The following is a 12,298-nucleotide window of genomic DNA, read 5'->3' on the forward strand; positions in this document are numbered from 1 at the left end:
CTATGGACAGTAAGGAGAGAACGATATGGCAACGAAAGTATTGATGCCGAAGCTCGGCCTGACCATGACAGAAGGGACCATTGAGGAGTGGAAGGTCAAAGAGGGCGACATCGTCCAGGCAGGCGATGTACTGTTCTCCGTATCTACAGATAAGCTGACCAATGATGTGGAGTGTGACACTGCGGGGACCCTTTTGAAGATACTTCTGCCGGAGGGGGAAACGGCTCCCTGCAAAAGCGTTGTCGCGTGGATCGGTCAGGCTGGCGAGGCTATTCCCCATTCGGAAGATGCGGCTGCAGGGGACCCGGCTGCCTCTGCCGTTCCCGCCGTCCCCTCCACCTCGAACGGCAGGATATCGAACGGCGCTTATATACGGGCGACGCCTCTGGCAAAAAAGCTTGCCAAGGAGAAGGGCTGCGACCTGGCTTCCATTTCCGGGACCGGCCCCAAGGGAATCGTCACTGCGAAAGACGTGGAAGGAGCCAAGGTCGGACCGAAGACCAGTCCCATGGCCGCTAAGCTGGCCGAAGAGTTGGGCGTGGACGTCAGCAAGCTGGAGACTCGGGGGCGTGTGATGAAGGCCGATGTCCTGGCTGCTGCGGGAACAGGTGCCAGCACGTCCTCCGGAACCGCAGCCGCACCGGGCGGCAACGATCTGCCGCCTGTGAAGGTGAACGCGCTGCGCCGCAGCATCGCCGCCAATATGGCTGCCTCCTGGAGCATTTCTCCCAGGGTTACATACACCCATCCTGTGGACGCATCGGCAATGAAGGACCTGCGTGCCAAACTGAAGGATAGTCTGGGGAATCAGGGGATCAAGTTGACCTACAACCACATTTTAATGAAGGTGACCGCCAGGGCGCTGACGGAATTTCCTGATGTCAACGCCAGCTTTGCCGACGGTATGCTGACCCGTCACATCCATGTAAACATGGGCCTGGCTGTTGCTAAGGGGGACGGTCTGATCGTCCCAAATGTGAAGAACTGCGAGGAGAAGTCCCTGGCCCAGATCGCCAGGGAGACCGAGGCGCTGATCGAGGCTACCCGCTCCGGCAAAGCCACCATGGAGGACATGACCGGCGGCACCTTTACCATCTCCAGCCTGGGACCCTACGGTATCACCAATTTTTCCCCTATTATCAATCAGCCTGAGCTGGCGATTCTAGGCGTATGCGATATTGTGGATACCCCTGTGGTGCGTGACGGTCAAATTGAGATCCGCCCCATGATGAACCTTTGTCTGACCGCTGATCACCGTGTCATTGACGGTGTAATGGCCTCCAGGTTCCTTAGGCGCATCTGTGAGTTGCTGGAGAATCCCTGTTTACTGCTTTAAGTCTGTCATCCTCCGCAGCCAAGTCCAATACGGCGCACGGTGGGAGCCGCGGAGATTTCACCGTGCGCCCGGATTAAAAGTGGAGATGGATTGCTTTTGGCGATATCAATGTTAAGACGGAAAGGATTTCACAAGGATGGCTGCTAAAGTTTTAATGCCGAAGATGGGCCTGACGATGACGGAAGGCACCATTGAGGAGTGGAAGGTCAAGGAGGGCCAGAGCGTAAAGAAAGGCGATGTGCTGTTCTCTGTAGCTACGGATAAGCTGACCAATGACGTGGAAGCAGATGCTGACGGCATTCTGCTGAAAATCATGCTGCAGGAGGGTGAGACCGCTCCATGCAAAAGCATCGTCGCCTATATCGGTGCCGAGGGCGAGGCTATTCCCGGCGTTGCACCTGCTGCTCCCACTGCGCCTGCTGCGGCCCCGGCTGCCGGTCCCAAGAGCGTGATCGTGGTGGGCGGCGGCCCCGGCGGCTATGTAGCCGCCATCCGTGCGGCCCAACTGGGCGCAAGGGTGACAGTGATCGAAAAAGAGCACCTGGGAGGCACCTGCCTGAACGTGGGCTGCATTCCCACCAAGTGTTTGCTGCACAGCGCCGAGCTGGTCTCCCAGATCAAGGAGCAGGGCGCCGACATCGGCGTGAAGGTCACTGGCGTGGAAGTGGACTTCCCCCAGGTCATCGCCCACAAGAACGCCGTCAGCAGAAAGCTGACCAGCGGCATTGCGGGCCTGTTCAAGCTGAACAAGGTCGCCAGGATCGACGGCGAGGCCGCCTTCACAGCGCCCGGCAGGCTGTCTGTAAAGAAGGCCGGCGGCGCCACCGAGGAGATGACCGCCGACGCCATCATCCTGGCCACCGGCTCCGTCAACTCCGTGCCGCCCATTCCCGGTATCCAGGAGAACCCCAACTGCATCGACTCCACTGGCGCACTGAGCCTGGAGGCCCTGCCGAAGTCCATGGTGGTCATCGGCGGCGGCGTTATCGGCCTGGAGCTGGCCTGCGCCTATGCGGCCTTCGGCACCAAGATCACGGTCGTTGAAGCCATGGACCACATGCTGCCCATGCTGGATGGCGACTTGACCAAGATCGGCGTGGCCCACATGAAGAAGATGGGCATGGAGTTCCATCTGGAGTGCCCTGTGCAGGCTGTGGAGGCATCTCCCATAGGTGCCAAGGTGGTCTGCAGAAACAAGGCTGGGGAGACCGTCAGCTTTGAGGCGGAGAAGGTTCTGGTGGCCATCGGCCGCAGGGCCAACACCGCTTCTTTGAACCTGGAGGCCGGTGGCCTGAACAATGACCGGGGCCGGATCATCGTCAATGACAGAATGGAGACCAGTGTCCCCGGCGTGTATGCTGTCGGCGACTGCGTGCTCGGCAGGGCACAGCTGGCTCACACCGCCTCCACCATGGGCGAGGTGGCCGCGGAGAACATCTGCGGAATTCCCGCCGTGTACGACGAAAAGACCAATCCCACCTGCGTCTACATGGAACCGGAGGCGGCTTCCGTGGGTCTGACGGAGGAGCAGTGCAAAGCCAAGGGCTTGAACTACAAGGTGGGCAAGTTCCCCATGAGTGCCAACGGCAAGGCATTGATCCTAAACGGTGGAGACGGCCTGGTTAAGATTATTTCCGACACAAAGTACGGCGAGATTCTGGGTATGCACATCATCGGACCCCGCGCCACGGACCTGATCGCCGAGGGCGCCCTGGCTATCCGTTTGGAGGCCACAGTAGATGAGCTGATCTCCACGATCCATTCCCACCCTACAGTCACTGAGGCCGTACGGGAGGCGGTCCTGAATACGGAAAAGCGAGCGATTCACTGCAAAAATTAATATAAACTTCACGTTGTTCCGCCGGAGTCCCAAGTAAAAACATTTTTGAAGGGAGCTGATAGGAGACCATGTAATACAGAACATTGAATCTAGAAAAGGCAACATCGGCACGCAATGCTGTTTGGCTGCTAAAATATCGTGCTATGTGGCAGCTACAGAATACTGTGGGAATAGTTGTATACGGAGCGATTTCCTATAATGTTGCGGTGCCACCAACAATTCCGAATTTGGGCAATGACGGCAGTCCCCGAAAAACCGTCAAATCCTCATTCCGGCAAGGAGGAACTGCCCGGATATACGAAGCGGCGGGCAACGAGTAAGTTAGGCAAAAGCCCCTCTCAAGAGCGTTTTTATAGAATGAACAGTTCATTTTGTGAAATTTCAAAAAATTTGCTTGTAATTAGAAAGGAAGCTCGGACATGAAAAAAATTGGATTTTTAGGATTGGGCAGCATGGGCTTGCCGATGTCCAAGAACATCGTGAAGAAAAGCGGACTCCCCGTACTTGGCTTTGATGTTGTACAGAAGCAAGTGGATGCGTTTGCGGAGGCTGGCGGCATTCCTGCAAAGGATGCCATTGAGATTTACAAGGAATGCGATGTGATTGTCCAGATCCTTCCGACCCACAAAATCATTCGGGCCTCTATTGAGGATGCCGCTAAGTACGGCAAGCCCGGGACAATCATTGTGGACATGAGTTCTACCGCCCCAGACATTATTCAAGAGCTGTATCACACAGTGAAGAACGCCGGCATGGATTTGATCGACGCCCCAGTCAGCGGCGGAAATCCGATGGCCAATGATGGCACTTTGGCAATTATGGCAGGCGGCGACAAGGAAGTATTTGATAAGGTCAAGCCTGTTCTGGAGTATATGGGATACCCCGTATATGCCGGTAGTACCGGAATCGGCGACGTTACCAAGCTGGTCAACAGCATGATTGGTGGCTCTATTCTGATTGCCATTGCGGAAGCGTATGCGTTTGCGGCGAAGGCGGGGCTTGATTTGCAAACCACCTTTGATGCTACTCGTTGCGGCTTCGCTGGTGGTCCGTTGTACGATAATAAGGTACCTAAAATTATCAAGCGGGACTATACCCCTGGTGCCCGTATTGCGGTTCACCGCAAGGATATCATCAACGCCAAGCATTATGCACATAGAATGGGTGTTGATATGCCTCTGATGGATGTAGTCCTTCATGTTATGGACTGGATGAATGACAATGGATACATCGACGAGGATCAGGCTGCGCTTGTTAAGTACTACGAAGACAAGATGGATGTGGAAATCGGGCACGAGTAATACCAGCCAGGTTACTAAAAAGTTTGAAAGCTGTAGTTATGAAAGGAAGGTCAACTATGAAAGCGTATGTCCTGAACACGGGTACTCTTAAAATCGACAAAAATGCATTTCTGCTTAATGCGGTCCAGGCAAGGCGCGACAATCCTAATCCCAGGCTTGAGTATATCGACTGCTGCACCTATGCCGTGCTCGTCGATCATCCTACAGCGGGAAAGTTCCTCTATGACCTTGGTGTGAATCCCGATGCGCTGAGCGACAAGTGGCCTGAGGAGCTCAAACAGGTTTGCCCCTACACCATGGGTGAGGGAGAAGATTTCCTGTCGCAGTTGGCTCTCTGTGACACCAAGCCGGAAGACGTCAAAACTATCATCTTGTCGCACCTGCACTGGGATCATACGGGCAATATGCATCTGTTTGAACATTGTGATGTTTACGCACCTATCCGCGAACTGGAGAGCGCACTGCTCAAGATTCACAGCTCCTCCAATCTTGACGACCAGTTCCCTTACTATAAGCCGGATCTGGAGGTTCCCGTAAAGCACCTCATCGGCCTGACGGATGAAGAAGAGGAGATCGAGATTTTCCCCGGTGTGCATCTGATCAACCTGCCGGGACATACTCCAGGACTGTTTGCCATGCTGCTTGAGCTGGAGGGCGGAAATATTGTGTTTCCCTCTGATGCGTCTTATCTGGCCGCCAATTATGGTCCTCCGGCTCACTGCACGGGCGGTGTGTTGTATGATAATCGTGCCTATATGCGCTCGATGGAGGTTCTGCGCAAGTACGCTAAGCGGTACAATGCAAGGGTGCTTTTCTCACACGATATTGAGTTCTTCAAAAATGAGATGAAGGTTGCTCCCGAATACTACGCATAAGCTTTCCGCTTTACTGTCTAAACCGCTAAGATCCACTGTGAGAACTGATACATCTCACGGATAATACTGATATTGTTGAATTGTCCTGGCCGAATGACGGCCTCCATCTCTCAAATAGTACATAAAATTATTTGCCGCATAGACGATTTGCGGGATGGTTCGTTTTTATAAGGGAGCCACTGAATAAATCCCCACATGCATCTCGACGGCTTGTTTTCTGCCTGTCTGCGTTAAAAAAATATGAAAGATACCAAGTATTCCTGCATTTTTTTGTTGACAGGCGAAAATTTGCTCGTCGATCTGTGCATTCGGATTTAATCAGTGGTTCCCAAATTCTGTAATAGAGGAGTTGCTTTTATGGACAAACGCAGAATAAAGTCCATGGATGGTAATACTGCCGCCGCGTATGCGTCTTATGCGTTTACCGATGTAGCTGCGATCTATCCCATCACGCCCTCTTCGGATATGGCCCAGCACGTGGATGAATGGGCTGCCGAGGGGAAAAAGAATATTTTTGGCGAGACGGTCCAGGTCGTAGAGATGCAGTCCGAGGGCGGTGCCTCCGGCGCAGTCCACGGATCTCTGCAGGCTGGAGCATTGACCAGCACCTACACTTCCTCCCAGGGCCTGATGCTGATGATCCCCAACATGTTCAAGATTGCTGGTGAGCTGCTGCCGGGTGTTTTCCATGTGGCTTCCCGTTTGGTGGCGTCCAATGGCTTGGGAATCTTCTGTGACCACTCTGACGTCATGGCGACCCGTTCCACGGGCTTCGCCCTGCTGTCCTCCGGCAGCGTACAGCAGGTGATGGATCTGGCAGCTGTTGCCCACCTGTCCGCCATCAAGGGCCGTGTTCCATTCTTGCATTTTTTTGACGGCTTCCGGACCTCCCATGAGATCCAAAAGATCGAGGTTTTAGACTACGATGAACTTGCTGGGCTGATCGACAGAGATGCGATCAACGCTTTCCGCCGTGGGGCCATGAATCCCGACCATCCCAGTGTTCGCGGCACTGTCCAGAACTCCGACATTCATTTCCAGCAGCGCGAAGTCATTAACCGTTACTGGGACGAACTGCCTGAGATCGTTGAAAGCTACATGGCCGAGATCAAGAAGCTGACCGGCCGGGAGTATCATCTTTTTAACTACTACGGTGCGTCAGACGCCCAGCGTATGATCGTTGCTATAGGCTCCATGTGCCAGACGATTGAAGAGGTAGTGGACGAACTGAATGCCAGAGGAGAGAAGGTAGGCCTGCTGACGGTCCATCTCTACCGCCCCTTCTCACTGAAGCACTTCTTCAAATATATCCCCAAGACCGTTAAGACCATCACGGTCCTGGACCGTGTGAAAGAGATCAACGCCCAGGCAGAGCCTCTGTACATGGATGTAAAGACCGCTTTCTATGGCCGGGAAAACGCCCCCGTGATCGTAGGCGGCCGTATCGGTATTGGCGGCAAGGATATCCGCCCCGGCCACATTTTCAATGTGTATGAGAACATGAAACAGGCTGAGCCAAAGGATCATTTCACCGTTGGCATCATTGATGATATGAACGGCACGGGACTGCCCCATTATGGGACCATTGAGATCAATCAGCCCGGCATGACCGCCTGCAAGTTCTGGGGCTTGGGTTCCGATGGTACAGTTGGCGCCAACAAGAGCGCCATCAAGATCATCGGTGACAACACGGATAAGTATGCACAGGCCTATTTTGCATACGACTCCAAAAAGTCCGGTGGCGTAACTGTCTCCCACCTGCGTTTTGGTGATACACCCATTCGTTCTACATATCTAGTGGATCGGGCGGACTTTATCTCCTGTTCCCAGCAGTCCTATGTGGATAAATATGATCTGTTGGCCGGTCTCAAGCCCGGTGGCACCTTCTTGCTGAATACCATGTGGGATATGGAGGGCCTGGAGCGGAATCTCCCTGCCGCCATGAAGCGTTACATCGCGCAGAACAAGATCGACTTCTACACCATCAACGCTGTTGAGATCGCCAAGGAGATCGGGCTGGGCAACCGCACCAACATGATCATGCAGTCCGCGTTCTTTAAGCTGGCCGGCATCATCCCGGTAGAGGAGGCGGTCAGGCATTTGAAGGACTCCATCGCCGTCACCTACGGGAAGAAGGGCGACGACGTGGTTGCCATGAACTGCACCGCTGTGGACCGCGGCATTTCCGGCTTGGTGAAGGTGGAGATTCCCAAGGCATGGGCGGCCGCCGAAGATCAGCCCAAGGAAGACCCAAACAGCAACGCGCCCGATTACATCCGGAATTTCCTGGTTCCCGTGAACCGTATGGAAGGCGACAATATCCCTGTCAGCGGGCTCCTGCCTGTGCAGGACGGTTCCTACCCCACCGGCACCTCCGCTTATGAAAAGCGCGGCGTTGCCATCACCGTCCCCCATTGGAACGCAGAGCGATGCATCCAGTGCAATCAATGCGCCTATGTCTGCCCCCACGGCTGTATTCGGCCTATTCTGACCACTGAAGAAGAGACCGCCGCCGCGCCCGCCGGCTATGAGACCAGGCCTGCCAACGGTGCCAAGGGCCTGCGCTACCGGATGGCCGTGTCCCCCTATGACTGCACCGGCTGCGGAAACTGCGTCAATGTGTGCCCAGCGAAGGACAAGGCATTGGATATGCGGCTGCTGTCCAAAGAAGAGGAGCAGGCTCCCCTATGGGATTACGCTGTCTCTCTGCCTGAGAAGAAGAACCCTTATAACCGCCTGACTGTCAAGGGCAGCCAGTTCGAAAAGCCCCTGTTTGAGTTTTCCGGCGCCTGCGCGGGCTGCGGCGAAACGCCTTACATCAAGCTGCTGACTCAGCTCTTCGGCGACCGGATGATGGTTGCCAACTCCGCCGGCTGCGCCCATGTGTTTTCCGGCAGTGTTCCCTCGGCGCCCTATTGTAAAGATGAAAAGGGCCACGGCCCCGCCTGGAATAGTTCTCTGTTTGAGGACACCGGCGAGTTTGGCCTGGGTATGTATCTGGGGACCAAACAATTGCAGAAAAAGATGGCATCACTGGTTCGCAGCGCCATTGGCCTGAATATCAGCGAGGAACTGAACACGGTTCTGCAAGATTGGCTGGAGCATCAGATGGAATCCGAGGGGACGCGTGAGCGTGCGGAAAAGGCCGCCGCCGCTTTGGAGGGCGTGAAGGAACAGGACCCCATCCTGGCGGAACTCTATGAAAACAGGGATTACCTGACCAAGCACTCCCAGTGGCTGATCGGCGGCGACGGCTGGTCTTACGACATTGGTTTTGGCGGCTTGGACCATGCTTTGGCCTCCGGCGAAAACATCAACGTCCTGGTATTGGATACCGAGGTCTATTCCAATACCGGTGGGCAGGCCTCCAAGGCCACCCCTACTGCTGCTATTGCAAAGTTTGCCGCCAGTGGTAAGCGTACCAAGAAGAAAGATCTGGGCCGGATCTTCATGTCCTACGGCTATATCTACGTGGCGCAGATCTGTATGGGCGCCGACAAGGCGCAGACCCTGAAAGCCTTGGCTGAGGCGGAAGCCTATCCCGGCCCGTCCATTGTCATTGCCTACTGCCCCTGCATCAACCATGGTATCAAAACCGGCATGGGCAACAGCCAGCAGGAGGCCAAGAACGCTGTTGACAGCGGCTACTGGGCCCTGTATCGATACAATCCCGCTCTGGCTGACGAGGGAAAGAACCCGTTCAGTTTGGATTCTAAGGAACCCACAATGCCATTCCGTGACTTCCTGATGAACGAGGTCCGTTTCGCATCTTTGAAGAAGGTGTTTAGCGATGAGGCGGAGGAGCTATTCAAGAAGACTGAAAAGGACGCCATGGAGCGCCTGAACTATTATAAGAAACTGGCTGCGGAGCAGTAAAAGCTGCGGCGGCTTGCCAAGGGCGTGCCGCAGAATATATGCGGTACGCCCTCCTCCTAAATTTGCGGTGGATTTACAAACAAAGAGAGGTGCTCTCGTAAAAATGAATTTAGCAGAGAGATTAATTGGTCAAAAAATGGAACCCCGCTATATGGAGTACAATTGGCGGGACGTGGCTCTGTACGCACTGGCAGTGGGTGCAAAGCGGGAGGACCTGATGTACACCTATGAGAAGTACCTGAAGGCCATCCCCACATATGGGACGATCCCCTACTGGGGGACTGTGAATGTTCGTCCATATCAGTGGATGCCCATGCCGGCGTCCATGCTGGCAGACGAAATCATAAGGCCCACGATCTCTTTTCTGAATATGGACCATGAGATCATCATGCATCGCCCGATTGACCCGATCAAAGGAACGTTTCAATACCAGGATGTCATCACCGACGTTTATGATCGCGGAGAGGGCCGGGGCGCTGTCGTAAAAACCAGAGTGGATGTCAGAGATGAGGCAGGCAACGATATCTGCACGAATTACTCCACCACATTTTTTCATGAAGCCGGTGGCTTTGGCGGTGTTCCCATGCCAAGGAGTCCGGTCGAGATCCCCGACACTGCCCCGGATATGACTGTTGACGATTACATCAGTCCCGTTCAGAATCTTCTGTACCGGCTGACTGGTGATACCAACAAGGTCCATGTAGACCCTGAATATGCCCGGCAGATGGGCTTTGAGACCTCCTTCATGCAGGGCCTGTGTTCCTTTGGCTTTGCCTGCCGCATGGCAATTGGAGAACTGATTCCCGGTGAGCCGGAGCGCATGACTCGTATGGGAGCCCAGATGAGTTCTGTGCTGTTCCCAGATACCCCCGTTCAAATGCAGATTTGGAAAATGGATGCCAACACCGCTTATTTCCGCCTAGTGAATATGAAAACGGGCAAACCCGTTTTGAACAGAGGCGTGTTTGAATGGAAACCATGACAATGAAATCGAAGATGAATATCAGAAAGGATCACTGATTATGGATTTTGCATTGACCAAAGAACAGGAATTGATCAGGAAGCTGTCCGCGCAGTTTGCGGAAACTGAGCTGGAGCCCTTGGCGGCGGAAATCGATGATACCCACGTGTTTCCTATGGACAGCTTTAAGAAGATGGCGGCTCTGGGATTCACCGGTATTGGCGTTCCCAAGGAATACGGCGGTGTAGGCGGCGGCTCCATGGATGAGGTCATCGCCGTTGAGGAGTTTGCCAAGAAATGCATGGCCTCCGCTGCAACGCTTTCCATTCATCTGATCACTCCGCATATCCTGACTGCGCTTGGCACAGAAGCACAGAAAAAGAAGTATCTGCCCCGCCTGACAAAAGGCGGCGAGGTGGCTGCATTTGCACTGACGGAGCCAGGCGCTGGCTCTGACGCCGCTGGTGTTAAGACAACCGCCGTATATGACGCTGATACCAATTCATACATCCTCAACGGGACCAAGTGCTTCATCACCGGCGGCAGCCGGGCCAGTGTCCTGATCGTTTTTGCCATGACCGCCCCTGAGAAGGGCACCCGGGGAATTTCCGCTTTTATCGTAGAAAAAGACTTCCCCGGTTTCTCTGTAGGCAAGATTGAAAACAAGATGGGACTCCGAGGCTCCGAGACCGCGGAGCTGATTTTCGAGGACTGCCGTGTTCCCGCTGAGAATGTGGTGGGCAAGCTGGGACAAGGATTTAAAATCGCCATGCAGGCTTTGGATAGTGCCCGAATCGGTACCGGCGCACAGGGGTTGGGAATTGCAGAGGGTGCGATTGATCTGTCTGTAAAGTATATGAATAAGCGTGTTCAGTTCGGCAAGCCTATCGCCGCTCTACAGGGCCTCCAGTGGTACATCGCTGATATGGCAACCAAGACGGAGGCTGCCAAATGGATGGTATATCATGCTGCCTACCTCCACGACATAGGCAAGCCGTTCTCTATGGAGGCCGCTATGTGCAAACTGAATGCAGCGGAGAATGCCCGGTTTGTCACGAATCTGGCACTACAGATCCACGGCGGCTACGGTTATATGCATGATTATCCTCTTGAACGGATGTACCGCGATGCCAAGATCACCGAGATCTATGAGGGCACCAGCGAGATCCATAAGGTGGTCATTTCCAGAGCGATTTTGGGCAAATGAGGAGGGCTTTTAAAATGAAGATCATTGTTTGTGTCAAGCAAGTACCCGATACCTCCGGCAAGGTGGCCGTGAATCCCGACGGTACTCTGAACCGTGCGTCCATGCAGACCATCACCAATCCCGACGACATGAACGCCGTGGAGGCCGCTCTGAAGCTGAAGGATGCCACTGGCTGCAAGGTCACTGTGGTCACCATGGGTCCCCCGCCTGCGGCCGGCATGCTGCGGGAAGCCCTGGCCATGGGTGCGGATGAGGCCGTACTGGTCTCCGCCCGTGAGTTCGGCGGCTCCGATACTTACGCTACCTCCCAGATCCTGGCCGCCGCCATCGACACCATCGGTGTGGAGAAGGACGACATCGTCATGTGCGGCCGTCAGGCCATCGACGGCGATACCGCCCAGGTCGGTCCCCAGATCGCCGAGAAGCTGGGCCTGCCCCAGATCACCTATGCCGCCGACATCACCAAGGACGGCGATACTGTCACCGTCAAGCGGATGCTGGAGGATGGCTATATGACCATCAAGACCCAGACTCCCTGCCTGATCACCTGCATCAAGGAGCTGAACGAGCCCCGCTACATGAGCATCGGCGGCATCTATGCTACCTACAACAAGCCTCTGGAGACCTTCGACTATGAGAAGCTGAAGGACCACAAGCTGATCGACGCCACCACCATCGGCCTGAAGGGCTCTCCCACCAACATCTTCAAGAGCTTCACGCCTCCTCAGAAGGGCGTCGGCGTGATGTTGGAGGGCGACGGCAAGGAGACCTGCGAGAAGCTGGCCGGTATCCTCATCGACAAGCACATCATCTGAGAAGGGAGATAAAACGACTATGTCTAATTTCAACAGTGCTGATATCGCTGCTTTCAAGGATGTATGGGTGTTCTGTGAGCAGCGCGA

General features: G+C 54.6%; 8 protein-coding genes. All 8 read left to right on the forward strand.

Features of this window, described 5'->3' with window-relative positions; all coding sequences use genetic code 11:
• Positions 1 to 25: 25 nt before the first annotated feature.
• The 8 genes from Q0Z69_RS13300 to acrB all read left to right on the forward strand — a co-directional run bounded on the left by Q0Z69_RS13300 (position 26) and on the right by acrB (position 12,211).
• A complete protein-coding gene (locus tag Q0Z69_RS13300; protein ID WP_298034511.1) occupies positions 26 to 1,336 on the forward strand; it encodes a dihydrolipoamide acetyltransferase family protein in 1,311 nt (436 codons plus the stop codon).
• 136 nt (positions 1,337 to 1,472) lie between these two features.
• Positions 1,473 to 3,176, forward strand: coding sequence for a dihydrolipoyl dehydrogenase (lpdA, locus tag Q0Z69_RS13305; protein ID WP_298034514.1), 1,704 nt, complete (start codon positions 1,473 to 1,475; stop codon positions 3,174 to 3,176).
• A 419-nt stretch (positions 3,177 to 3,595) separates the two neighbouring features.
• Positions 3,596 to 4,477, forward strand: a complete 882-nt coding sequence (locus Q0Z69_RS13310) for an NAD(P)-dependent oxidoreductase (RefSeq protein ID WP_298034517.1) — start codon at positions 3,596 to 3,598, stop codon at positions 4,475 to 4,477.
• A gap of 56 nt (positions 4,478 to 4,533) precedes the next feature.
• Entirely contained in the window at positions 4,534 to 5,352 is an 819-nt protein-coding gene (locus Q0Z69_RS13315) for an N-acyl homoserine lactonase family protein (RefSeq protein WP_298034519.1), read from the forward strand.
• Between the two features lie 357 nt (positions 5,353 to 5,709).
• Entirely contained in the window at positions 5,710 to 9,228 is a 3,519-nt protein-coding gene (nifJ, locus tag Q0Z69_RS13320; RefSeq protein WP_298034522.1) for a pyruvate:ferredoxin (flavodoxin) oxidoreductase, read from the forward strand.
• Positions 9,229 to 9,379: 151 nt separating this feature from the next.
• Positions 9,380 to 10,210, forward strand: coding sequence for a MaoC/PaaZ C-terminal domain-containing protein (locus Q0Z69_RS13325; protein WP_298034526.1), 831 nt, complete (start codon positions 9,380 to 9,382; stop codon positions 10,208 to 10,210).
• Between the two features lie 40 nt (positions 10,211 to 10,250).
• Positions 10,251 to 11,396 (forward strand): acryloyl-CoA reductase, encoded by a 1,146-nt coding sequence (acrC, locus tag Q0Z69_RS13330; protein ID WP_298034528.1) that lies wholly within the window; start codon positions 10,251 to 10,253, stop codon positions 11,394 to 11,396.
• A gap of 14 nt (positions 11,397 to 11,410) precedes the next feature.
• The gene (gene acrB / locus Q0Z69_RS13335; protein WP_298034531.1) at positions 11,411 to 12,211 is read left to right on the forward strand and encodes an acryloyl-CoA reductase electron transfer subunit gamma; all 801 of its coding nucleotides are present in this window, start codon (positions 11,411 to 11,413) and stop codon (positions 12,209 to 12,211) included.
• The last annotated feature ends 87 nt before the right edge of the window (positions 12,212 to 12,298 follow it).

This window comes from uncultured Dysosmobacter sp. (genome assembly GCF_947631165.1).
In the GTDB taxonomy this organism is placed as follows: domain Bacteria; phylum Bacillota; class Clostridia; order Oscillospirales; family Oscillospiraceae; genus Oscillibacter.